Here is a 22,919-nt window from a genome sequence, read left to right on the forward strand (position 1 = left end):
CACCCTCACAACCGGGATTCCCTGTCATGCGCTCGACAATCCGCCTCTTCACCCCGCTATTGCTGCTCCCGACGCTCGCCGCGCCGGTTTTCGCCGCCACCGCCGCGCCCGTCAGCCCGAACTGCGGCGGCAGCACGACGCCGATCGCCGATATCCAGGGGCCGGGCGCGCCGTCGCCGCTCGCCGGCCAGAACGTGTCGATCGAAGCCGTCGTCACCGCCGATTTCGGCGGCACGGACGGCTTCGGCGGCTTCTTCGTCCAGCAGGCCGACGCGCAGCGCCGCAACCAGCCGGGCGTGTCCGAGGGCCTGTTCGTCTATGCGCCGAAAGTGCGCGCGAAGGCCGGCGACCTCGTGCATGTGACGGGCAAGGTCGAGGAGAAGTACGGGCAGACGCAGCTCACGCAGTCGGGCGCGATCGCGGTGTGCGCGAACGGCCAGACCGTCACGCCCGCGACGCTCACGCTGCCGGTCGACAGCCCGAACGCATTCGCCGCGTATGAAGGGATGCTGGTGCGCCTGCCGCAGACGCTGAACGTCACCGACAACTACGAACTCGGCCGTTACGGCAGCGTGATGCTCAGCAACGGTCGCCTGCGCACGCCGACGAGCGTCGTGCCGCCCGCGCAGGCACAGACGCAGATCGATGCGAACGCGCGCAACCGCCTGATCCTCGACGACGGCTCGAACAAGCAGAACCCCGCGACCGTGCCGTATCCGGCGCCGGGCCTGTCGGCCGCGAACACGCTGCGTGCGGGCTACACGGTGCGCGACGTCGAAGGCGTGCTCGAAGTGCGTTACGGCGCATGGCGCGTGCAGCCGCTGCCCGGCGCGGCCGTGCCGGCATTCGAAGCCCGCACGAACCCGCGCACCAACGCGCCCGCGCGCGATCCGAAATCGAACCTGCGCGTCGCGTCGTTCAACGTCCTCAACTACTTCAACGGCAACGGTCTCGGCGGCGGCTTCGACGATCCGAACAACCGCGGTGCGAAGAACTTCCAGGAATTCCAGCGCCAGGAAGCGAAGATCGTCAGCGCGCTGAAGGCGATCGATGCCGACGTGATCGGCCTGATGGAAATCCAGAACAACGGCTACGGCGAACTGAGCGCGGTGCGCCAGCTCGCGGCGAAGCTCGGCAACCACTGGCGCGTGGTCGATCCGGGCGTGTCGCGCCTCGGCGGCGATGCGATCACGGTCGCGATGATCTACGACAGCCGCAAGGTCGAGCCGGTCGGCCGCGCGGCCACGCTCGCGATCGACGACAAGAACCGCCAGCCGCTCGCGCAGTCGTTCCGGCTGGTCGGCGGCAACAAGCAGTCGCTGACGGTCGCGGTCAACCACCTGAAGTCGAAGAACTGCCCGGACGCCGCGAACGACGATCTCGACCAGGGTGACGGCCAGGGTTGCTGGAACCCGACGCGCACGCGCGCGGCGTCGAAGGTGGCCGACTGGCTCGCCGGCAACCCGACGGGCGTCGCGGGCCAGGGCGTGCTGCTGATCGGCGACTTCAACAGCTACACGTACGAAGACCCGATCCGCACGCTCGAATCGCGCGGCTACCGCAACCTCGTCGCGCGCTGGATCGGCCCGAATGCGTACAGCTATGTGTATAACGGCGAAGCCGGTTATCTCGATCACGCGCTCGCCACGCTGCCGCTCGCGTCGCACGTGAAGGCCGTGCACGAATGGCACATCAACGCGGACGAGCCGCTCGCGCTGCAGTACACGCTCGCCTACAAATCGGCGGAGCAGCAGAAGACGTTCTACGCGCCGGACGCGTATCGTTCGTCGGATCACGACCCGGTGCTGATCGATATCGCGCTGCCGGGCGGCGGGCATTGAGCTCGGGTTGAACCGGCTTCGCGATGGACGACGTGCGGAACGTGCGCACGTCGTCGCGCGGGCGGCGGCGGATGAATCGCACGCCGCTCGCGCATCGACAAACCCGGCCGGATATCGGGTAAATAATTCCACTGGAACCGATGCAATTCCGCGAGATCGGTATTTTATGGATGGCGGGGATGCATAAGCCCGGGATTGAAGAATGATTGAAGTGAATCGAATCCTCGAATCGAGCCTGCATTTCGCCGCAATGCATTAATCGATTGGCGATAATAAAAATGAAAGAAAAATCCTGTCGATCTGAAGGTATTGAGCGTGCTGCATCAATGCAGTAAAGGCTTCGTCGTTGTGCGCGAAAAGTAAAATATTCGGCGCGGCATTGCCGAGAAGACGCACCTTGCACGAATAATCCCGTTTTCTTTCAAATGCCAGACACTGGCGGCCCTTCGCATCATTACGGGATTTTTAATATCGGAATGATCTTTGACAACGCGGCGCAGCACCGCCTATTTTGTCGATGTCGTAAATTTCGGTAATCAGAAAAGAAGTCCAAACTGCAGGGGGCGGTTCAAGCACGATTCTCGCCAGCAGTTTGCTGTGTCTGTATCACGTTCAGTCTCTTGAAGCAGTCCGATCCCAACCGCCTTTGCGCGAGTGGCGGGTGTTGCTGCGCGTCTCGCCAGTGAGGGCGGCCTTTGTGAAGCGGTATCCGAACCAGCCACAAGGAACGAGATGAAACCAGACAGGAGCAGTACCGGCAGCCGCCATGGCCGTCGCGGCCGGATGGCCGGGCTAGGCGCATTGACCGCGATGACACTGGCGCTCGCGGCGTGCGGCGGCGACGATTCGTCGTCCGTCGGCGCATCGAGTCTCGCGCAGACAACGGCCAGCCAGCAGGCCAGCGCGCAAGCGGCCAGCAGTCAGGCGCCTGCGGCCAACCAGCCTTACGTCGACCCGGTCGCCTATTCGATGAACGCGACCGACGGCCTCGCCCCCGCGCAGGTGTCCGAGAAAGCGGCCGTCATGCATTACCAGTGGAAAAACGGCGGCACGACCGTCAACTACACGACGACCACCGGCCACCTGACCGCGCAGGACGCGAACGGCAATGCGGAAGCGTCGATGTCGTATGTCGCGTACACCGCGCCGAGCAAGAACGGCAAGCCGCGCCCCGTCACGTTCGTCTATAACGGCGGCCCAGGCTCGTCGTCGATCTGGCTGCGTCTCGGCTCGTTCGCGCCGACCCGCGTGGCCACGCCCGATCCGGGGTTCGGCAGCAACTGGCCGAACTATCCGCTCGTCGACAACGCCGACAGCCTGATCGACACCACCGACCTCGTGTTCATCGACCCGCCCGGCACCGGGCTGTCGGAAGCCGTGTTGCCGAACACCAACCAGAAGTACTGGGGTTCCGATGCGGACGTGAACATCATGCGCGACTTCATCCAGCGCTACCTGAACGTCAACAGCCGCAGCACGTCGCCGATCTACCTGTACGGCGAATCGTACGGCACGCCGCGTACCGACATGCTCGCGCTGGCGCTCGAATCGGCCGGCGTGCACCTGACGGGCATCGTGCTGCAGTCTGCAATCCTGAACTACTTCGCGGATGCGGTGGAAGCCGTGGCGATCACGCAGTCGACGGAGGGGCTGCTGCTCGAAACCGATACCGTGGCCGGTTACCTGCCCGGTTATGCGGCGGTCGCGGCGTACTTCAACCAGGTTTCGCCGGCACCGGTGAACCAGGATCTGTACGCACTGCAGACGGAACTGTTCACGACGCTGATCTACAACCAGCTGCAGAAGTATTCGCAGTCGTGGGTGTTGAGCCAGCTGGGCATTCCGGATGCGCTCGGCACGCCGGTGTTCCCGAGCGACGCGACGCTCAAGCTGTGGTCGATCCCGTCGAGCCTCACGCAACAGGCGCTGCGCGGTTACTTCAACGCGAATCCGTTCGGCACGAGCCTGCTGCCCGGGACGACGATCGGCCGGTATGACGGACGCGTGTCGTTGCCGAACTCCGATCCGCGGCTGCAGAACGACGGCGACCCGTCCGACATCCTGATTTCGCAGCCGTTCACGAACGCGCTCGCGACGCAGATGCCGGATTACCTCGGCTACACCGCCCCGAACGCGACGTACCTGCCGCTGAACGACAACATCATCGGCGTCTGGGACTTCTCGCACGACGGCCAGCCGATGCCCGACACGATCCCCGATCTGCTCGGTGCGCTGCAGCTCAACCCGAAGCTTCGCGTGCTCGCGGAGAACGGTTTCCACGATCTCGCGACGCCGTTCTTCAACACCGAGAAGCAACTCGCGCGGCTGCAGACGGTGAAGGGCCTGAATCCGAAGCTGCAGGTGAACTTCTTCCAGGGCGGCCACATGATCTACCTGGACGACGTCGCCCGTCCGCAGATGAAGCGGGACCTGAAGACGTTCTACAAGGGCGCGCGGATTCCGACGGCACTGACGCTGCATACGCTGCCGCCGCCGTGGCCGGATGAAAACCCGCCGAGCGTGCCGACCGGCAGCGTCCCGGGCGCGACGGCCGCGACGACGCTGGCGGCGGCCCCGTGAGCGACGGACTCCTTGTCAAAGGAACCCTCTATTCATCCATTGAATGCGAGTGATCATGTCCCTAATCAATTTGATGCGGCGTATGTCCCCGTTGATCGTCCTCGGTGCCGTGATGAGCAGTGCCCACGCGTTGCCGCCGCAGTCGGTGGCGCCGGTGAAGCTGCCGCACGGCGGGCACGGTGTCGACGGTCCGTTCTTTCCTGCCACGCGGGCGGCGCCGGTGCTGCCGTCGACCGGCGCGACGTTGCAGCAGCAGGCGCAGCAGCGTGTCGATGCGCGGCTCGGCGCCAATACGGTGTTGAGCAACGGCGCGGCCGTGACGAAGGCGCAGGCGCAGAGCAGCGGGCTCGGCTTCGTGTCGAAGCACTTCGACGAGATCGATGCGAAGCACACCGGCCGCGTGACGATGAGCGATGTGCGGCAGTTCATCCAGCAGCGGCAGGTGCAGGCGCAGCAGGATCAGCAGGACGAGTGACGTAGCAGGCAGGGCGGCGGCCGGTGCGGGATCGTTCGCACCGGCCGCCGGAAGGTGACAGGCGTTCAGGTTGCGTGGCGCGCATGGCGCTTCGCGATGGTGGCCGACGGCGACTCGCCGAACATCGCGCGATGGTCCCGCGCGAAACTGCTCTGGTGCCGGAAGCCCCATTTGGGGGCTGCGGACGTTACGGAATCGCCGAGCCGGAGCTCGCGGCGTACGTGAATCAGCGTCACGTCCCGCAGGTACGTGATGGGGTTCAGGTTCAACGTATCCTGGAACGCGTATTGCGCGGTGCGCCGGCTTACGCGATCCGCTGCCGGTCGCGCCTCGCGCCGAAGCGGGCGCGATAGTCGCGCGGCGAGACGCCGACCTGCTTCGCGAATGCGCGCTGCAACGCGTCGACGCTGCCGAATCCCGACTGCTCGGCGACCCGCTCGAGCGGCCAGTCGGCCCGCTCCAGCAGCGCCTTCGCGCGCTCGACGCGTGCCGCAAGGACGAACTGCGCGGGCGATCGCCCGGTTTCCTTGAGGAAGTTGCGCGCAAACGTGCGTTCGCTCATGTGCATCCGTGCGGCCAGCGCGGCGACGCCGAGGTCGCCGGTCGGATCGTCGGCGATCCCGGTGAGCAGCGTCCGCATGCGCGGCGTCGCGTTGGCCTGGATGTCGAGCCCGACGCTGAACTGCGCCTGCCCGCCGGGACGATGCACGAACAGCACGAGTTCGCGCGCGACCGCGAGCGCGGTCGGCGCGCCGCAGTCCGCCTCGACGAATGCGAGACACAGGTCGATGCCGGCCGTCACGCCGGCCGACGTATGAAACGGCGGATCGCTCACGTAGATCGCGTCCGGTTCGATTCGCGCGTCGGGGCACAGCGCCTGCAGCGTCGCACACTGGTTCCAGTGCGTGGTCGCGCGCTTGCCGTCCAGCCATCCGCCCGCGGCGAGCACGAACGCACCCGTGCAGATGCTCGCGATTCGCCGCGTGTCCGCGATCCGCGTGCGCAGCCACGGCAGCACGCCGGCTTCCGACGCCGCGTGTCGCAGCGCCGCTTCATTGCCGCCGGCGACGACGATCGTGTCGATCTGCCCCGGCAGTGCCGCCAGCGCGGCCGTACCGGCGAGGCGCAGGCCCGCGTGCGTGACGATGTCGTCGCCGTGTTGCGACGCGAGCGTGAGCCGGTACGGCCGCGCATGGTCGGGAAGATGACGGTTCGCGACCGCGAACACTTCCATCGGGCCCGTGATGTCGAGCGACTGGACGCCTTCGAAGCCGACGACAACGATGTCGCGTGCCGAACAGGTTGACTGGGACATGGCGGAAAGTGCGGTGGAGTTGTCCTTGTGACCGCGAGCATGATCCTTGTAATTTTCCGGACGTGCAATCGACGAATACGGATGGACGATGCGGTCAGGGAAGACAGGCGGAGCAGTGCTGCTCGTGTGCGCGATGCTGGGCGCGTGTGCGGCGGGGCTGGCGGCACCGGTGAGCGCGGAGGACACACCGCCGGTCGCACGAGCGCTTGCGGTCGGCGCGCCGAAGGCGGGCCGTGTGCGACCGCTCGTGGCGATCGTCGCGGACAATGCAGGAACGGAGACGACCGATTTCATCGTTCCGTACGCGATTCTGAAGACGTCCGGTGCGGCCGATGTCGTCGCCGTATCGGCCGACGAAGGCGAGGTCGAACTGATGCCCGCGTTGCGCATGCTGGCCGACACCACGTTCGACCGGTTCGACGCGACCGTTCCGGCCGGGGCGGATGTCGTGATCGTTCCCGCGTTGCACGGTGCCGACCGGCCGGCGGTGCTGGCGTGGTTGCGCAAGCAGGCCGTTGGCGGCGCGACGATGGTGGCGATCTGCGATGGCGCGGAAGTCCTCGCGAATGCGGGCCTGCTCCAGCAGCGCACGGCGACGTCGCACTGGTATTCGCGCGATCGCCTGCGTCGCCGCTTTACCGGGACGACGTGGGTCGACGATCGCCGCTATGTGATGGACGGCAACGTCATGACGACGACCGGCGTGTCGGCGTCGATTCCCGCTTCGCTGGCATTGGTGAGTGCGCTGGCCGGGCCGGCCGCGGCGCGCGAGACTGCACGGCGCGTCGGCGCGCAGGCATGGAGCGACGTTCATGACGGCAGCCGGTTCGTGTTGAGCGCGCCGGCAGTGACGGTCGCATTGACGAACCGCCTCGCGTTCTGGCGGCACGAGACGTTCGATCTTCCGGTCGAAGACGGGTTCGACGAGCTTCCGGTTGCATTGACCGCCGACGCGTGGGCGCGGACCTGGCGCAGCGACGTCGTCGCGACGGCGGGCGCGCGTGTGATCGAGTCGAGGCACGGGCTGCGGTTGCTGGCGCAGCCGGCGAATGCCGGGCACGCGCGCGTGGCGATGCCGGCCGGACGGCGTGGCGAATCGGTGCTTCCGGGAGTGCTCGGAGACATCGCGGCACGCTACGGAGACGCGACATCGGGCTGGGTCGCGCTGCAACTGGAGTATCCGAAGTAGCGGCGCGTCGCGCGCGCTTACTTCACCCACTTTGCGAGCCTGGGATCGGGGTAAGGCAGGAGATCCTGCGACTGGGTGGGCTCGGCCGCCCATTTCTTCCCGTTCCAGTGGAAATCGGCCTGCGTTTCCGTCCCGTGGCCGTTCGAGTAGATGACAGCGGTGCAGGCGGCCTGGCCCGGATACGTCGGGTTTTTGGCGCCGATGCAGGACCCGAGAAATACCAACACGTCGCCGAGGCCGAACCGCTCCTGCATCGCGTAGGTCGCATCGAAGTCCGAGAGCCGGTCAGGGACGGGCGTCGCGTCGCACGCGGCGAGGCTCACGGCAAGCAGCAGCGCGGCGGCCCGGCCGGCACGCCGCCGGTTGCTCGAGCTGTCGGAGGAAGGGGCGCCGGCGTCGGCGCGCTTCCGCGCGCGGGAGTTTGACGGGCAGGGCATGCGGGTTTCGGGTGACGGACACGACGGGCATTGTGCCGGAATTCACTGGCGCCCGGGCTTGGCCGGTGGACACTCGCGCAGTGTTTCGCGCGCGCTTTCCACCGGATCGCGCTCCGCCACGATCGCCGCGTGCCGAGGTCAGGGCGCGATCACCGTCACCTTGAACGGCCCGCCGTTCGCGGCTGCATGCGCGACCGCATCGTTCGCGTCGTCGAGCGCGAACGTCGTCACGTCGAATTGCCCGAGATCGAGCAGCCCGCCGTGAATCAGCCCCGCCATCAGCGTCACCGCTTCCGTTGGATACATCCACTTGCCGCGCAGCGTGATGTCGTTGCGCATGATCCATGGATACGGCAACTCGAGCCCCGCCCCGCCGAGCATGCCGACGCCGCCCATCAGCACCATGCGCCCGTAGGGGCGCACGGCCATCACGGCGGCACGCACCGTCGTCGCCGGCACCGAAGGCGGCATCAGGTCGATCACGCAGTCGATCGGCCCCGGCGCTGCCCGCTGCATGCGGGCGCGATCAGCGGTTTCATCGCCGGTCAGCTCGACCGTGCGCACGCGGTCGCCGAAGCGGCGTTCGAGGTCGGCAAGTACGCGCGCATTGCGGCCTGGCGCGACCACGCACCGCGCGCCCATTGCCAGCGCCACCGCGACGCATGCGCTGCCGAAGTTGCCGGTCGCACCGCTGACGAGCAGGATCTCGCCCGCGCGCAGGTCGGACGCGAGCAGCCCGCCGTACGGCACGAGCAGCGTATTGAGCGCGCACCAGCGCGCGGTGTCGGCCGAGGCGATATCGCCGATGCGTACCGCGTTCTCGGTCGGCACGCGCAGCCGCTCGGCGAACGGACCATCGTGAAAGTAGCGCTGCAACTGCTTGCCGCCTTCGCCGCGCGCGCTCCAGCCCTGCAGCACGATGTCGGGCATCCGCGCATCGTCGCGCGAGCGCACGGTCGGATCGCAGAACACCCAGTCGCCCGGATGCAACTGCGTCGCGTCGGGGCCGGTTTGACGGACCCGGCCGATCGCGCCGCAGCCGGGCACCATCGGCAGTTCGAGCGGATAACGACGCTCGCCGTTGAACACTTCGCGCGCGTAGGGCAGAACCGGTGTCGCGACGACATCCACGATGGCCTCGCCGGTGCCGAGCACGGGGTCGGGTATCGTCTCGATAGCAAGCGGCAGGCCGAGCGACTTCAGAATCGCAGCTTTCATGAGGGCTCCTGATGGAGGGGGCCCATCGATTCTGGCAGGCTTAGAATCCGCAACAAGGCTCGGCACGAGCCCAGGATCGGCCAATACCACCCTGCATGGAGCGAACCCGATGACCGTCACCACGCGAACGCCGTTCGGCGATTTCCTGCGCTCGCGGCGCAAGAAGCTGCGGCCGGATGCCGTCGGCCTGCACGGCGGTTCACGCCGGCGTACGCCCGGCCTGCGGCGCGAGGAAGTGGCGGAACTGGCCGGCATCGGCGTCGACTGGTACGTGCGGCTCGAGCAGGGGCGCGACGTCAGCCCGTCGGATGCGACGCTCGACGCGCTGGCACGCGCATTGCGGCTGGACAAGGCCGAGGCTGCCCATCTGCGCACGCTCGCACGGCGCGACGAGGCGCGTGCGTTCGTGCCGGAGCGTGTGCCGCCCGCGATCGCGCGGCTCGTTGCCCATCTTCAGCAGCCTGCATACGTGACCGGGCGGCGCTGGGACATCCTCGCGTGGAATGCCGCCGCGGCCGAACTGCTCGGCTTCGACCGGCTGGCGGAAGCCGATCGCAACATCCTTGTCTACATGTTCGTCGAGCCGCACGCGCGTGCGCTCTTCGCCGCGAGCTGGGCCGACGAGGCGCGCCGGATGATCGCGCTGTTTCGCACGAACCACGATCTCTACGCGAGCGAGCCGGCATTCGTCGCGCTGGTGGAACGCCTGCGCGCCGGCAGCGTCGAGTTCGCGCAATGGTGGGACGAGCACGACGTGCGCAGCGGCGTGTCGGGCGAGAAGGTGCTCGTCCACGCGCAACGCGGCACGCAGCGCTACGAGTATGCGACGTTCCAGGCGAACGACGATCCCGCGCTGAAGCTGGCGATCTATACGCCGATGGACGGCGATGAAGGGACGTGAGGCCGAGTAGGCCGGCGTCACCGCGCGTTCAGGCAGCGAAGCGTCGGCTTCGCGCGTGAACGCGGACGTTGCGGTGTAACGACGGAAGTGTGCCGGCTCAGGCCGTGCGTCGTGCCGACAGGCGATTCCACAGCATGCCGGCCCGGTTGCCGCTTCCGCAGTATGCGAGCACCGGTTTCGGCAGCGTGTCGACCAGCGCGCCGAATGCGTCGATGTCCGCCTCGCCGATGCGGTCGCGCTCGACCGGCAGGTAGCGCGCGTCGAGGCCCAGTTCGCGGGCCGCCGCGGCGATCTCGTCGAATGCGGGCTGGTCGGCGCCTTCGCCGTCGGGCCGGTTGCAGATCACCGAGCGGAAGCCGGCGTTGCGGATCGCCTTCAGGTCGGCCGGCGTGATCTGCCGCGAAGCGGAAAACCCGTTCGCGGCCGTCGCACGACACTGCTCGATCGCGCGGCGGAAACAGGCGATCGCGAAATCGACGTCCTGCTCCGTCGTAAAGCGGCCGAAGCTCACGCGCACGGTGCGGCCTGCCGTCTCCGCGTCGAGGCCGATCGCGGTGAGCACGTGCGACGGTGCGCCGCTGGCCGAGTTGCACGCGGAGGTCGACGACACGGCAAGCGCTTCGTCGAGCATGAACGGGAAGAAGCCGGGCGCGTTCACCGTCAGGCTCAGCGTGTGCGGGATGCGGCGTGCCGTGGCCGCGTTCTGCGTGACGTCGCCGAGCGCGGCGAGCGCGTTCGTCAGGCGCGCGCCGAGCGCCGCGATCCGCGCGGCTTCACCGTCGAGTTTTTCCGCGGCCAGTTCGCATGCGACGCCCATGCCGACGATCTGATGCGTCGCGAGCGTGCCCGAGCGCAGGCCGCGCTCGTGCCCGCCGCCGTGGATTTGCGGGGCGATCCGGTTGGCGATGTCGCGGCGCACGAACAGCGCGCCGATACCCTTCGGGCCGTACACCTTGTGCGCGGACATCGACAGCATGTCGATGCCGAGCGCGCGCACGTCGATCGGCGTCTTGCCGAGCGCCTGCGCGGCGTCGACGTGGAGCAGCGCGCCAGCCGCGTGCACGATGCGGGAGATCGCGGCAATGTCGGTCAGCGTGCCGAGTTCGTTGTTCACCAGCATCAGCGACACGAGGCCCGTATCGGGGCCGATGGCGGCAGCGACCGCGTCGGCGGTGATTTCGCCGTCGCGCGTCGGCGCGACGAACGTGACCGACATGCCGTGCTTCGACAGGTTCGCCATCGTGTCGAGGATGGCCTTGTGCTCGATGCGGCTCGTGATCAGGTGGCGCTTGTCGGTCGCGTTTTCCGCGTAACCCTTCAGCGCGAGGTTGTTCGATTCGGTGGCGCCGGACGTCCAGACGATCTCGTCGGCATCCGCGCCGATCAACGCGGCGACTTGCGCGCGGGCCTGCTCGACCTTGTCTTTCGCGAGCCGGCCGGCGGCGTGCGAGCTCGATGCGGGGTTGCCGAAGATGCCGTCGAAGCCGAGGCAGGCCGTCATCGCTTCGATCACGCGGGGATCGGCGGGCGTCGTGGCTGCGTAGTCGAGGTAGTGCAGCGTGGTGGGTTCGCTCATGTCCGTCTCTTGCTCTGTTCTTTCAGAATGGGAGAAATGATACGGGGGACAGAAGGGAAAAAGGATCCAAAATGGGTTGGTGTTTGGGCTTGTCGTGGAATGTGGTTTTGTTTTTGTGGAGGTTGGGGGAATTTATTTCTTGATCGATGCCGTCGCGTGAGATGGCCCCGTCTCAGGGTTGCGGTGGAAACGATGGATACGTGGCACCGTTCCGCGACGTCTGCGAAACGGGGAAGGGGGCGCGGCGTTTCCCCCGGCTCGACCGGGTGGTCACAGCGGATCGAGTAGCGTGGCCCGTCGGTGAGTGTCGCGCACCCATGCACGCAAGGCGCTTTCGTACCGGGCAGGGATCGTGATCGTCAGGGTGGTCAGGCGCGTGTCGTTGCCCGGCAATGCCAGATATCGCTGCCACGCTCTCCGTACCAGCTGCGACATGGCGGAATTGGTGATGCCGAGTTCGGCGGCGAGCTTGCGCTGCGACCGGCCCTTGACGAAGATTTCAAACAACGCCCACCGGTTCACCGGCTTGATCCGCGTATCGTGCAGCCTCAACAACTGAAACTGTTCGGCCGTCATGCGTCGAATCGGTGCCATTCAGATGCGCCCGGAAGTTTGCAGGGTAGATATCAAGGCCGCGCCGCAGGACGTCTTGTGATCGTGGAATGCCGCGGGGCGACCTTCGACATTGAACGCCTCGTCTCCTTCAGCAATCACGCAGGCGCCGTGAAGCGGGCACGAACATGCATCGCCGACACGGGCGACCGCGCGTCCCATCACCTTGCTCGTCGCCGCTCCGGATTCGACCTTGCCGCCGTGAGTGTGCTGGTCGCCTACTCGAATGATTCCTCGCATATAACCCATTCCCAGTGTGATTTGGTGTGGCGGGCGCGTTCGTGCTCAACGCGCCGCGTCGGCTTGCATCACCATGAATAGCCCTGCATCCCGTAGTTGGTGTCGTGACGACGCCCCCACCATGGCAGGTAGGCGTTGTTTCCACCACGCGCACGGAACCAGTCTTCGTTCGGATCGATTGGCGTGAGATTGGCCGGTGGCATGACCACGACGGCTGCGGGGTGTTTCGGGTCGGTCGTGCCCGCGACGAGCGCGTTGCCGCCGTAGTGATTGGTCCGGCCGATCGCCAGTGCAACGTCGGTCAATGCGCTACCGGTTCCCATGTCGCCGAGCAAGGTCGCGGTGTTGAACGCCTGATTCTTGTGGTCGTACTCCGGCAGGATTTCGGTGAGTGTCTGCGATAGGCCGACAAGTCGCGCCGAGGCGGCGTCGCTACCGGTGCCGGCGTCGTGAACGATGTATCTGATATCTGGAATCGCGATCCCTGCGTTGCGCGCCGCCTGATCGATGGTTGCCTTCCACGCTTGCACCGTTCGTGTCGTGCCGGACTTTTTCGGAAACGCGTCGGCGTTGCCGGTCGCGGCCTTGCCGATCCACGCGAGTGGTTCGCGCTCGGTGTTGAAGGTCGGGCCGGCGAGGAAGAGCACGACGAGGTTCTCGTTGATCTGGGCGTCGGTGGGCGGGAAATTCGGCGCGTCCCAATTCATCACCCACACGCTCTTGTCGGGGTTCGCTTGCAGATAGTCCAGCGCGTTGTTCAGTGATGTGAAGCCGGCGTTTGCACCGCCTTGCGTGATCTGCACATCAGGAGGCGTGTCGCGGCTCCACAGAGTTTTGGGGGACGGCGGGCCGATTTCATAGAATGTCATCATTCGATCGACCAGGCGCGATCGAGCGAACGTTGCGTCGAGACGAGAAGGAATGGCAATTTCAACGCGTATGCCCGCGAGTTCGCGCCAGTCCTTCTGATTCTTGGAGCCCACTGTGTAGAAGTACTTTGAATTCATCCCGTAGCGCGTTCGAAGCAGCAGTATGGCTTTATCAACGTACTTGGCGTAGAAGCCCTTGAACGTCTCTGTCCCACGATTGCCATACACAAGTGCGCCAATTGACCGAAGTGAAGAGAATTTTTCAGGCTTCGTTCGCACCATATCGTCGTTCAAGTTCGGAGTAACAAGTCCTTGTGCCCACAACAACTGCCACTCTGTCGGGTAGTCCATACGTTGCAATGGATTCAACCAGATCAGACCGACGACCTGCGCAACGAAAGGCTTGGCGGGTTCTTCCATTTGAGGAACTGCGCGAGTGACCGGATTGGGGCTTGTCTCGGCTTGCGCTGGGCGCGACATGGCTGTGGTGAATAGAAAGACCACGAGCGCTAGTAAGCTGGGCACAACTACGAATCTTTTCATCCAATCTCCAATTTCCAGGTGCGCCGGGTCCGGTTGTTCTACATGTGCCATTAACGTGGCCATCAGGGGGATCGCGATTAACCAGACCATAAGAGCGATAGCAATGCGTCGGAAGCGAGTGGCGATCAGAGCTTTCATAGCGGCCCTCCAGCCATCAGGTAGAACTGACCTTCGCGCTCGTCTACGATTTTGGCGGGCATGTTGCCCTCACAATCGTCTCCATGAACCCATTCATGCATCGCCATTCGATCGAGCATCCCGGACATAAAGTAGTCGTAGTATTTCCGGTTCGGATTTTCTTCAGGAATACCTTCACCCATCCGCCAATCTGCTTCAATTCGCAAGTCGTACATCTGATCAGGCGTCAGATAACACAGACCGATCGCCACGTCATACGCAAGCGCCTTTTCCGCATGCTCCGGGTTGGTCATCGTCGTCGAGTGGTTCGTCGGGCTGTTCGTCGTACCGCGATCAAGCCAATCCACGATCTGTTTGTCTCGCCATTCCTTGTAGCCTTCAGGTAGAGCGCTTTTGCCGTCTTCACCGATGACGTGACCGTCGCTATCGAGCCACTCCGTGTTCAACGTGCGGCGCGCTTCCATCCGCATCAGGGCGCGGTCTTCGTAACGTTGCCCGGCTTCACTCGCGGCCGTACCGTGCGCGTCACCGTCCTTGTTCTTCGCCTTGTACTGGTCGTAAGGATCGTCGACCCGTTTGTCCGCGTCGGCCTTGCTCGCATCGCGCCATGCGGATGGCGGATCGTTGCCTTCGTTGAAGGTACTGGTTGCTTCGCCATCCTCGGTCAGAATCGGCTTGTCGAACCTCAACGCCTGTGGCGTAAACGTCTCGTCCAGCGCCGGTGCGTCCGCCCAGATCTCCCAACCCTTCGGCGGATCGGCATTCACGCGAAACATGTTCATTGCCGAACTGAACCCGGTCGCGACGAACATGATCGGCGCCGAGAACAGCGTTGCCGCCATCCCCCAGATCGACTCGTTTCCCTTGAGCGCACCAACCAGATTGAACTTCGCCGGCGGCGACGGCGGATACCAGAAGCCCCGCTTCGTGCCTTTCTTGCCGTAACGCCAGTCGTCTTCCCAATAGCGATAGCGCTTCTGCACACCGACATCGAAGCCGGACGCAAACACGCGTTGCGTCAGGACACCGTGTACGCCGATATCCGCCAGTTCGTGCCTGTCGATGCCGCGCCAGCCGATGCCCTGCACAGTGATCGCCGAAATCACCTGATCGTGCGGGCAGCAATACGCGGTGACGCGCCCGTACGTCGATCCGTTCAGGCCGTGGCGTGCGCGGTCGGCCAGTGCGGTATACGACTTGTTGCTCGTCGGCGATACCCGGTTGTTTGCCATGTCTGCATCGACCGTGTCTGGCGACGGTTCATGGGCAGCGCGATCGCCAATCATCGACAAAAAGGTGCGGAGCGTCTGAGTGCGCGCCGCGTAGGTCTGTCGGCCGCGACGGCCCGTGGCGTCCTTCGTCAGACGTTGCGACCACGCGTCCATGAACGTGTCGGATTTGTGCGGGCCTTCGCTGTTCGCCAGGCTGTACGGTGCATTCGCCAGCACATAGGCATCCGCGACGCATCGCCCCTTGCGCCCCCACGGATCTTCCACTTCCGGTAACGCGTCACCGAAGAACGCGCCCGTGAGGCCGACGATATTCCCCTGGCTGTGACACACGACGGTGATCGGCACGTCAGCGCGCATCTTCCGGATCGACTCGATCAGTTTGGCAAGCCGCAACGCGGCAAGCACGCCATAGGCACGCGGCGGCGCGCGATACAGCGGCCGGTTGGTCGGGTTGATCCCCTGCACGGTTATCCACCCCACGGCTCGGTCGTCGAGGCCGCCGTGCCAGAGATCGGGCAAGCTCGAACAGCCATTGGTGAACGGGCCGCCTCCCCAATAATCCTTCTCGTTGAGAAAGATCTTGTCGCCGTATTCCTTCAGCTCTTCCAGTGTCGCGCGATAGCCCCACCGAAAATGGATGACGGGCGAGAACGATGGATCGGGGATGACGTAATTGTCCGGCAGCAAGTCCGGATTCAGAAACCCCTCCGGCGTCACGCTCTCGGTGTACTTCGCAGGCGTCAACTGCCCGGCATCGACCCCGTGATACTTCATCTGGTCGTCCAGCCGTCCCAGCCGACGATTCAGGCCTTTGCACAGTCCCTCTTCGGACGCCTTGTACCATTCGCCCTCGGAGTTGACGCCGTGGACGAAGATGACGACGCCGGGCAACGGCAGTTGCTTGACGCAGATGAGCCGCTTGTCCTTGTCGAACAGCATCGGCCCTTGGGTTCGGCCGACGACGATAGGCGGTGGGAAAGAGCGCGATGCCGTCGCGTCGGGAGCATCAGTCTTCGTGACCGGCGCATGGGCGTGCGCACTCGCTACCGGCCGAGGATCGAGAATCGAATCGGTCATGATCTCAACCATCCTTCTTGATGAACTGCACCGACAGCGTGTCGAACCGATCGCCATGCACCGCCGGCAGCTCACCGGCCGCGTCGGTGGTCAGGTTCGACGGCGCACCGGCCCCCCTCTGCGTTTGCCCGTCGAACCCTGCCACCGCATCGCCGTCGGTCGAGCGAACGAGTTTCGGTACACGGCCGAGCGGGGCGTGGTCGAACGCCGGCATATCGGTGCTCATGCTGGCCGGGCCGCCCCACGCATGGCCTGCCGACTTCACCGTGAACGTGCCGGGGCACCCGAGTTCGATGTCGCCGCCGTTCAGCTTCAGGTACGCCCCGCCCGACGTGACGAACACGACCTGATCGTTCGCCATGCCGGCAAGCTTGCCGCCGGCCGCGGTCAGCTGGATGTTCTTCGCGGAATCCACCTGCGTGTCGTCGTCCTGTGACTGGATCGTCACCTTCCCGCGATTCGCGATGGCCGACACGCCGCCGCTGTGCGCGAACATCGCGACGCCATGGCCGGCGTGCAGATTGATGCGCTCGCCGCTCGCGACCTGCACGTGCCGCTGGGCAATCTGGTCGATGTTCTCGCCCGCATACATGACATGCGTCCTGGGCGTGACGTGCAGCGATCCCGCCTGTGCGCCGAACGCCATCAAGGCGGACGTGCCGCCAGCGGAACCGGTATCCGCAAGGTCGGGCTTCCAGTGACGGAACGCATCGACGATCTTCTCCTGCCCGGCGGTATCCGCGGCCCGTCCGCCGTGCTGGCCGGCATAGTCGCCGAGCGAGTTGAACAGCGTCATGCACTGGTCGAGCAGCTGAATCAGTTCGTCACGATCGAGCTGACCACCGGTCGCGCGTGTGCGCGCATAGGTCGAGAACAGGATGCCCTGGGCCGCGCGCAAGGCCGCCGCGGCATCGGTACGCAACTCCGCGCCTTCGCCCCGATCGGCACCGTGTCCATCCTTGCGGGGCTGCGTCAGATAACCCAGGTTCAACTGGGTATGCGCATGCTCGCTCGCCAGCTGCGCGGATATTTGCGACGGCGTATCGTCCAGGCGAAGCTGGTTGTACCGATGGCCCTTGATTTCCTTCGTCTTGATCCCGGACACGTAGCGGTTGCCCGGCAGCGCGCCGGTATGCGTGAACGTCGCGGGCGGGTTCGCGCCGTTGCTTAGCACTCCGATGATGACCAGACGGTCCGGATCGCCCGACAGGCAGCCCAGCAAGACTTCCATCCCGACGCGGGGCAGAAAGAGCGTGCCGAAGTTTCCGCCCGCGAGACTCGCGCCGACGCGTATCGGTGCGCTGTCGCCGGCCGATCCGTTCGTTCCGGCGCCTTGCGCGTGTTCGTGATCGGCGGGATCGAAGCCATGAATCCGCACGCGCACGCGGCCGGCCGCGTCGCAGAATACTTCCTTACCCTGCGTGCCGACGATCGTGCCGGTCAGCAGGTGAGCCGGTGGGAGGTCGATTCTCGGATCGTAGGACGGCGTGAGCGGCACGCCGCGACGCACGCACGTGAAATGGTTCTCATAGCGAGTGTCGGACTGTTCCGGCGCATCGCCCGGCGTGGTTGGGTCGGCTTGCGCGAGGTTCCGGCTGGCCGCGTACAGCATGGTCACGCGGCTCGTCAGGTCTTTGGGAAGGTTGTTCCGGACATCGTGCCGTACCGACGTCACGACGAACTGCCGCTGCTCGGCCGGCTTCATGTCGAGTTCGGGGTCGCCCGTCAGCGTGAACCAGCAACCGACCGGCATGTCGCGAACGTGGCCGATACCGTCGTAGCGCTCCGCCGCGAACTGGTGGGCGAGTATCCGGTCGTGCGTGATGCGGTCGTGATCGTTCCAGGAATCGCCGACGTGCGGAATGTCGATCGCGACATCGGTCAGCAGCCGGGCCAGGTCATTGCCGGCGTCGCCCTGATCGATGCTCGTCGCGATCGCGGAATCGTCCATGCGCGCCTTCTTGTAGTCCCACGACGGACGGCCGGCTTTGCCGGGGGACAGGCGCTGACGATGCGCAAACAACGTCACCGTATCGCGTTGTGCGGTTCCCGAATCGCGCGGATGCAGGCGTACGGTACCGGCAGGCGATTCCGGCAATCGCAGCGGGTCGTCGCAGAATACGAGCGTGTGGATCGGCCGCTCGTCGGTGGAGCCACGCGCGTTGTCGACCGCCCACGCCTTGGCAAAAACGGTGATGCCTTCGCGTCGCAACAGCCGGCGCACGAAACGGGCGTCCGACTCGTTGACCTGCCGCGTCAGTTCGCGCGCCGGATAACGTTCGGCTCGCAATCCCGACAGGTCGAAATCGAACGCGCGCGCGAGCGCGGGGCTGCGTTGCCGCCATTCGTTCAGCAGCGTGCCGAGGATGTCGATGACGTTTCGCGACCGGAAGACGCGGGAATTGATGCGGCGGTCCATCAACGACAGCGCATCGCAGATGCGCAACTGGTACACGGTCAACTCGCCGTCGGATTGGCCGGCCTGCACGTCGTGCACGATCGCATTGATCGCCCGCACGTCGCCCCGGTCGGTCGTCAGCCGGACCGACACCGGCAGGCCGAGAAACAGCGTGGGCGCCAGATGAGCGTGGGTGGAGATGCAGGTCAGCTGCCCGTCGATTCCCGACATCAGTCCTTCGCGAATATCGGCGTGATGAAGCGCCAGCAGATGGCCGATCGCGTGTTGCGCCTGCCCGAAGTGCAAGGCGACGGGCCGGTTGTTCCAGTCGACCAGGCCGGACGCAAAGTTTCGTAATGCTGTTGCTATCGACATAACGGCAATCTCGTTGCTTTTCTGGCTTGATCTTTTTTGAGTCGAATTCTCGGTGCGGTAAAGAAGCGGTGATCGTGATTTCGCTGCGCAGAATATCAAACAATGGGGCTTTTAAAGGTTTATTGGTATTTTGAGATGAAAATCAATTCGCTCTGAAACGGTGTTCGACATTTTTATTGCTTGGTTGGATCATTTGTTTTAATTGGAAAAGTCTTATATCGGTTCGTCAGGGGTGGTATTTGTCGCTATCCCTTTCTGGACGGTTCGGAGGCGAAGGTTGCGGGCAACTATGCCGAACCGGATTGGATGTTTTTAACTGGAAATTGGATTTGTCTTAATTCGAGTATGGATAAGGCGGATTTGAAATATAAAAATCGATGTGTGCAGGATCGTGCTCGTGCATCCGGTATGCGCTGTCTGCTTGACAGCAGTTTTGCCGTTTTCGGTTTGATAGTGTGGAAGGCGGGTTCCTTCACAGCTCGTCATGGCGCAACTGCGTAAGCGAGAAGATCGAAACGCATCTTTTGTCATACGAAATGTGTTGCCCGCACGTTTCGTCCGGCCTCGCCGGATCGGGTGCATGCCGTGCGTGAGCGAACCAGCCCCCGGTCACCCGGATGTCCATGAGGGATTTCCCCCGTGACGCACAATCGCGCGTCACGTCACCCCCACGGCCGTTCCTTCCGCGCCTTCCCACCGTCATTTCCGCCCACCGCCGCCGATTATTTGCATATCGCGAATGGCGCGTTCGCCGCCCGTTCGATACCCGATCCCAGGCGTTGCACCTATCGTTGTGCCGTCGGCTCGCCGGATTCGATACGTCGAACCGGAGCGGAAGCCGGCGCTTCCCGGCGATTCACATCGCACACAAAAACCATCGGACCTGGCTGATGCGCAGGCGCTCCGTCGCGCGCAGGCGAACCTGTGTCCACGGAGACGGAAATGAAAGCAAACGAGTGGGATACCTCCTATGAGTGGAAGGCGGTCACGCTTCTGGCGCTCGGCTTCGGGCTGGTCGGCCTCGACCGCTGGCTGATCGCACCGCTGTTCCCTTCGATCATGAAGGACCTCAACCTGAACGCGCAGGACGTCGGCAACTGCATCGGCGTGCTCGGCCTGTCGTGGGGCATCTTCGCGGCGCTGATGGGCGGCATCTCCGACAAGGTCGGCCGCAGGAAGGTGCTGATTCCGGCCATCATCGCCTTCTCGCTGCTGTCGGGTTTCTCTGGGCTCGCGGGCGGGCTGCTCGGGCTGATGGCGATTCGCGGCCTGATGGGTGTCGCGGAGGGCTCGTTCTGCCCGACGAGCTTTGCCGCGACCGCCGACGCGTCGCATCCGCGGCGGCGCGGGCTGAACCTCGGCCTGCAGCAAAGCGGCTTCGCACTGTTCGGGCTCGCGCTGTCGCCGATCATCGCGACGCAGCTGCTCGGTTTCGTGTCGTGGCGTTGGGTGTTTGCGCTCGTGGCGGTTCCCGGCCTGATCCTCGGCGCGATCATGTTCTTCGTGATCCGCGAGCCGAAAGTCGCGAAGGAAGTCGCATCGGAACATGCGCCGGCATCGCTCGGCCATGTGCTCAGGAGCCGCAACATCCTCGTGGCGATGGCCGCACTGTGCTGCGCGATGACGGGCGTATTCGTGCTCGGTGCGCTGCTGCCGCTGTACCTGACCGACTACCTGGCGCTCGGCACGCAGAAGATGGGCCTCGTCGTGTCGGCGATCGGCTTCGGCGGCTTTCTCGGGCAGTTCGGGCTGCCGGGCCTGTCCGACCTGGTCGGCCGCCGTCTCGCGAGCATCGTCGGCTTCGCGGGAACGGCCGTGATGCTCTATCTGTTCCGCGGCCTCGGCCCGGAGCCGCTCGCATTGTTCGAGGTGCTGTTCGTCGCGTCGTTCTTCACGCTCGGCCTGGTGTCGCTGCTGTCCGGCCCGGTGGCGACGGAGGCCGCGCCCGTCGGGCTCGTGTCGACGTCGATCGGCGTGGTGGTGGGAGTCGGCGAGATCTTCGGCGGCGGCATCGCGCCGGCGCTGGGCGGCTACGTCGCCGCACACTTTGGCATCCAGAACATTCTGTGGCTGCCGATGTGTGCGGTCGTGCTGGGCATCCTGGTCAGCCTGCTGCTGAAGGAAACCGCGCCGGCCGTGCTGCAGCGCCGCGTGGCCGTGCAGCCGGAACTGGCGGCCGGCGAGCAGTCGCGGTAAGGCCCGCGCGAACAAGGCAGGGCATGCGGCGAGCGGCGGGTGCCGCCGCCGGCGATTGACATCGATTGGGTGACACAGTGACGCCTCCCGCATGACACAACCCGATATCCGCACGGGTAGACTGCCGGTTTCGCTGTCGAAAAAGGGCGCGACATGGACCGGTTTCTGAGCATCGAGGCATTCGTCAGGGTGGCGGAGGCGAGCAGCTTCGCCGAGGCGGCGCGGCAGCTCGGCGTGACCAGCTCGGTCGTGACGAACCGCATCCAGCAGCTCGAGAAGTTCGTCAACGCGCCGTTGTTTCATCGCAGCACCCGCCACGTGCGCCTGTCGGAAGTGGGCGAGGCGTTTTATCGCGAGTGCGCGGAGGTCGTGGGGCGCGTCAACGAGCTGACGGACCAGATGCGCGAGCTGCGCGCCACGCCCACCGGGCGGCTGCGCATCCAGATGCTGCCCGGTTTCGCGCTCGATCACTTCGGCGCGCCGCTGATGGAATTCAACCGGCGCTACCCGGGCATCCAGATCGACGTCATCGTCAACGACCGTGTGGTGGACCCCGTCGAAGAAGGGTTCGACATCGCGTTCCAGATCTTTCCGCCGATCTCCGAGTCGCTGATCGAACGGCGCCTGTTCACCGTCAGGCGCCTCTTTTGCGCGTCGCCCGCTTACCTCGACGCGCATGGTGCACCACAACATCCGCGCGACCTGCTGCAGCACACGACCGCGCTGTATTCGGGTTATCCGTCGCGCAACCGCTGGACGATGACGCGCGGCGACGAGGTCGTCGAAATGGAGCTGCCGGGCATGATTCGCTCGAACTCCGTCCACCTGTTGCGCGAATACGCGCTGACCGGCGGTGGCGTCGTGTGCCTGCCCACTCTGGTGGCGAGCGATGCGCTCGTCGCGGGCCGCCTGGTACCGATCCTGACCGACTATCAGCTCGCGCCGCTGAACTTTGCCGCCGTTTATCCCGCAACGCAGCGACAGGCGCTGAAGGTGAAGGCGCTGGTCGAATTCCTCGCGGAATATATCGGCGACGAATCCCCGTGGGATCGTCCCCTCATGGAGCGCGGCTGGGTGCGTTGAGCCGTGCGGATTATTCGCGAAACGCAAATGCCGTAATCGCCGTCCGTTGCCTTGTTGCTGCTGTGCGTTGCCCCTAGAGTTGAATCCAACAAGCAGTTCAACTCAGGAGACAGCAATGACCGACACGGCATTCCACACCGTCTTTGGCTCGCTCGACCATTACCGGAAGGGCGAGATCGAAATCACCAGCGGCAGCGCCCGGCACTACGCGTTCTCGAACGTGTTCGAGGTCGCATCGAAATCGGCGCCGTATGAAAAGGTCGTCGCCGGCAAGAACCTCGAATACGTGATCGAAGTGCTGCGGACCGACGGCCAGTCGCCGTGGTTCGCGTGCTCGCACGACGAGTTCGTGATCCAGATGGACGGCGAAGTCCGGATCGACTTCATCAAGCTCGATTCGCCGCCGAAACCGGGGCGCGGCACCGCGAGCGCCGGCGCCCAGCCGGCCGGCCGCAAGATGGGGTATGTCGTGCTGCGCAAGGGCCATCAGGCGCTGCTGCCGGCCGGTTGTGCATACCGCTTCACCGCGAGCCGGCCGGGCGTCGCGCTCGTGCAGACCGTCCTGGGCGAGCTGTCCGTGGAGAAGTGGGCCGACATCTGCCTGCACTGAATCGTCCGACCTCA

At 65.0% G+C, this 22,919-nt stretch carries 18 protein-coding genes; 8 read left to right on the plus strand and 10 right to left on the minus strand.

What is annotated here, in order from left to right; all coding sequences use genetic code 11:
• Positions 1 to 26: 26 nt before the first annotated feature.
• The 3 genes from VK92_RS22310 to VK92_RS22320 all read left to right on the plus strand — a co-directional run bounded on the left by VK92_RS22310 (position 27) and on the right by VK92_RS22320 (position 4,896).
• Positions 27 to 1,841, plus strand: a complete 1,815-nt coding sequence (locus VK92_RS22310) for an ExeM/NucH family extracellular endonuclease (protein WP_048024536.1) — start codon at positions 27 to 29, stop codon at positions 1,839 to 1,841.
• Positions 1,842 to 2,573: 732 nt separating this feature from the next.
• Positions 2,574 to 4,421 carry a S10 family serine carboxypeptidase-like protein gene (locus VK92_RS22315; protein ID WP_048024534.1) on the plus strand — a complete coding sequence of 616 codons (1,848 nt, stop codon included), beginning with the start codon at positions 2,574 to 2,576 and terminating at the stop codon, positions 4,419 to 4,421.
• Positions 4,422 to 4,464: 43 nt separating this feature from the next.
• Positions 4,465 to 4,896, plus strand: coding sequence for a hypothetical protein (locus tag VK92_RS22320; RefSeq protein ID WP_048024532.1), 432 nt, complete (start codon positions 4,465 to 4,467; stop codon positions 4,894 to 4,896).
• A 65-nt stretch (positions 4,897 to 4,961) separates the two neighbouring features.
• Here the strand turns inward: VK92_RS22320 and VK92_RS22325 are convergent, their stop codons facing one another.
• Both VK92_RS22325 and VK92_RS22330 read right to left on the minus strand, forming a co-directional pair.
• Positions 4,962 to 5,165: a helix-turn-helix domain-containing protein gene (locus VK92_RS22325; protein WP_048024531.1), complete on the minus strand. Its 204-nt coding sequence runs from the start codon at positions 5,163 to 5,165 to the stop codon at positions 4,962 to 4,964.
• A gap of 35 nt (positions 5,166 to 5,200) precedes the next feature.
• Positions 5,201 to 6,211 carry a GlxA family transcriptional regulator gene (locus VK92_RS22330; RefSeq protein ID WP_048024529.1) on the minus strand — a complete coding sequence of 337 codons (1,011 nt, stop codon included), beginning with the start codon at positions 6,209 to 6,211 and terminating at the stop codon, positions 5,201 to 5,203.
• 88 nt (positions 6,212 to 6,299) lie between these two features.
• On the opposite strand from VK92_RS22330, the gene VK92_RS22335 reads away from it, so the two are divergent.
• Complete coding sequence (locus VK92_RS22335; RefSeq protein ID WP_048024527.1) at positions 6,300 to 7,400, plus strand: DJ-1/PfpI family protein; 1,101 nt, start codon at positions 6,300 to 6,302, stop codon at positions 7,398 to 7,400.
• Between the two features lie 17 nt (positions 7,401 to 7,417).
• Here VK92_RS22335 and VK92_RS22340 read toward each other — a convergent pair whose 3' ends face one another.
• The gene (locus VK92_RS22340) at positions 7,418 to 7,837 is read right to left on the minus strand and encodes a hypothetical protein (RefSeq protein ID WP_048024525.1); all 420 of its coding nucleotides are present in this window, start codon (positions 7,835 to 7,837) and stop codon (positions 7,418 to 7,420) included.
• Between the two features lie 138 nt (positions 7,838 to 7,975).
• Positions 7,976 to 9,055: an alcohol dehydrogenase catalytic domain-containing protein gene (locus tag VK92_RS22345; RefSeq protein WP_048024523.1), complete on the minus strand. Its 1,080-nt coding sequence runs from the start codon at positions 9,053 to 9,055 to the stop codon at positions 7,976 to 7,978.
• Between the two features lie 109 nt (positions 9,056 to 9,164).
• On the opposite strand from VK92_RS22345, the gene VK92_RS22350 reads away from it, so the two are divergent.
• A complete protein-coding gene (locus VK92_RS22350) occupies positions 9,165 to 9,956 on the plus strand; it encodes a helix-turn-helix transcriptional regulator (protein ID WP_048024521.1) in 792 nt (263 codons plus the stop codon).
• A gap of 97 nt (positions 9,957 to 10,053) precedes the next feature.
• Here the strand turns inward: VK92_RS22350 and VK92_RS22355 are convergent, their stop codons facing one another.
• The 6 genes from VK92_RS22355 to VK92_RS22375 all read right to left on the minus strand — a co-directional run bounded on the left by VK92_RS22355 (position 10,054) and on the right by VK92_RS22375 (position 19,016).
• On the minus strand, positions 10,054 to 11,532 hold the full coding sequence (locus VK92_RS22355) for an aminotransferase class V-fold PLP-dependent enzyme (protein WP_048024519.1): 1,479 nt from the start codon (positions 11,530 to 11,532) through the stop codon (positions 10,054 to 10,056).
• A gap of 270 nt (positions 11,533 to 11,802) precedes the next feature.
• Complete coding sequence (locus VK92_RS22360; RefSeq protein ID WP_048024517.1) at positions 11,803 to 12,108, minus strand: TrfB-related DNA-binding protein; 306 nt, start codon at positions 12,106 to 12,108, stop codon at positions 11,803 to 11,805.
• Positions 12,109 to 12,126: 18 nt separating this feature from the next.
• Positions 12,127 to 12,384, minus strand: a complete 258-nt coding sequence (locus VK92_RS40465; protein WP_081052751.1) for a PAAR domain-containing protein — start codon at positions 12,382 to 12,384, stop codon at positions 12,127 to 12,129.
• Between the two features lie 68 nt (positions 12,385 to 12,452).
• Entirely contained in the window at positions 12,453 to 13,934 is a 1,482-nt protein-coding gene (locus tag VK92_RS22365) for a virulence factor (RefSeq protein WP_197092546.1), read from the minus strand.
• Positions 13,931 to 16,105 (minus strand): T6SS effector phospholipase Tle3 domain-containing protein, encoded by a 2,175-nt coding sequence (locus VK92_RS22370; RefSeq protein WP_048024514.1) that lies wholly within the window; start codon positions 16,103 to 16,105, stop codon positions 13,931 to 13,933. The genes VK92_RS22365 and VK92_RS22370 overlap by 4 nt, the downstream gene beginning before the upstream one ends.
• A 142-nt stretch (positions 16,106 to 16,247) precedes the next feature.
• The gene (locus tag VK92_RS22375) at positions 16,248 to 19,016 is read right to left on the minus strand and encodes a type VI secretion system Vgr family protein (protein ID WP_048024512.1); all 2,769 of its coding nucleotides are present in this window, start codon (positions 19,014 to 19,016) and stop codon (positions 16,248 to 16,250) included.
• Between the two features lie 942 nt (positions 19,017 to 19,958).
• Between VK92_RS22375 and VK92_RS22380 the strand changes: the two genes are divergently transcribed.
• The 3 genes from VK92_RS22380 (at position 19,959) to VK92_RS22390 (ending at position 22,905) form a co-directional block, all read left to right on the plus strand.
• A complete protein-coding gene (locus VK92_RS22380; RefSeq protein ID WP_048024510.1) occupies positions 19,959 to 21,212 on the plus strand; it encodes an MFS transporter in 1,254 nt (417 codons plus the stop codon).
• 153 nt (positions 21,213 to 21,365) lie between these two features.
• Complete coding sequence (locus VK92_RS22385; protein ID WP_048024508.1) at positions 21,366 to 22,295, plus strand: LysR family transcriptional regulator; 930 nt, start codon at positions 21,366 to 21,368, stop codon at positions 22,293 to 22,295.
• A gap of 115 nt (positions 22,296 to 22,410) precedes the next feature.
• A complete protein-coding gene (locus tag VK92_RS22390) occupies positions 22,411 to 22,905 on the plus strand; it encodes a hypothetical protein (protein ID WP_048024507.1) in 495 nt (164 codons plus the stop codon).
• The last annotated feature ends 14 nt before the right edge of the window (positions 22,906 to 22,919 follow it).

Source organism: Burkholderia sp. LK4, assembly GCF_001043615.1.
Lineage (GTDB): Bacteria > Pseudomonadota > Gammaproteobacteria > Burkholderiales > Burkholderiaceae > Burkholderia > Burkholderia cepacia.

Excerpts from the sequence above, each read along its gene's own strand:
- VK92_RS22310 (WP_048024536.1), top strand. The coding sequence starts at position 27 with ATGCGCTCGACAATCCGCCTCTTCACCCCGCTATTGCTGCTCCCGACG.
- VK92_RS22315 (WP_048024534.1), top strand. The coding sequence starts at position 2,574 with ATGAAACCAGACAGGAGCAGTACCGGCAGCCGCCATGGCCGTCGCGGC.
- VK92_RS22320 (WP_048024532.1), top strand. The coding sequence starts at position 4,465 with ATGCGAGTGATCATGTCCCTAATCAATTTGATGCGGCGTATGTCCCCG.
- VK92_RS22330 (WP_048024529.1), bottom strand. The coding sequence starts at position 6,211 with ATGTCCCAGTCAACCTGTTCGGCACGCGACATCGTTGTCGTCGGCTTC.
- VK92_RS22335 (WP_048024527.1), top strand. The coding sequence starts at position 6,300 with ATGCGGTCAGGGAAGACAGGCGGAGCAGTGCTGCTCGTGTGCGCGATG.
- VK92_RS22340 (WP_048024525.1), bottom strand. The coding sequence starts at position 7,837 with ATGCCCTGCCCGTCAAACTCCCGCGCGCGGAAGCGCGCCGACGCCGGC.
- VK92_RS22345 (WP_048024523.1), bottom strand. The coding sequence starts at position 9,055 with ATGAAAGCTGCGATTCTGAAGTCGCTCGGCCTGCCGCTTGCTATCGAG.
- VK92_RS22350 (WP_048024521.1), top strand. The coding sequence starts at position 9,165 with ATGACCGTCACCACGCGAACGCCGTTCGGCGATTTCCTGCGCTCGCGG.
- VK92_RS22355 (WP_048024519.1), bottom strand. The coding sequence starts at position 11,532 with ATGAGCGAACCCACCACGCTGCACTACCTCGACTACGCAGCCACGACG.
- VK92_RS22360 (WP_048024517.1), bottom strand. The coding sequence starts at position 12,108 with ATGACGGCCGAACAGTTTCAGTTGTTGAGGCTGCACGATACGCGGATC.
- VK92_RS40465 (WP_081052751.1), bottom strand. The coding sequence starts at position 12,384 with ATGCGAGGAATCATTCGAGTAGGCGACCAGCACACTCACGGCGGCAAG.
- VK92_RS22365 (WP_197092546.1), bottom strand. The coding sequence starts at position 13,934 with ATGAAAGCTCTGATCGCCACTCGCTTCCGACGCATTGCTATCGCTCTT.
- VK92_RS22370 (WP_048024514.1), bottom strand. The coding sequence starts at position 16,105 with ATGCTGTTCGACAAGGACAAGCGGCTCATCTGCGTCAAGCAACTGCCG.
- VK92_RS22375 (WP_048024512.1), bottom strand. The coding sequence starts at position 19,016 with ATGTCGATAGCAACAGCATTACGAAACTTTGCGTCCGGCCTGGTCGAC.
- VK92_RS22380 (WP_048024510.1), top strand. The coding sequence starts at position 19,959 with ATGAAAGCAAACGAGTGGGATACCTCCTATGAGTGGAAGGCGGTCACG.
- VK92_RS22385 (WP_048024508.1), top strand. The coding sequence starts at position 21,366 with ATGGACCGGTTTCTGAGCATCGAGGCATTCGTCAGGGTGGCGGAGGCG.
- VK92_RS22390 (WP_048024507.1), top strand. The coding sequence starts at position 22,411 with ATGACCGACACGGCATTCCACACCGTCTTTGGCTCGCTCGACCATTAC.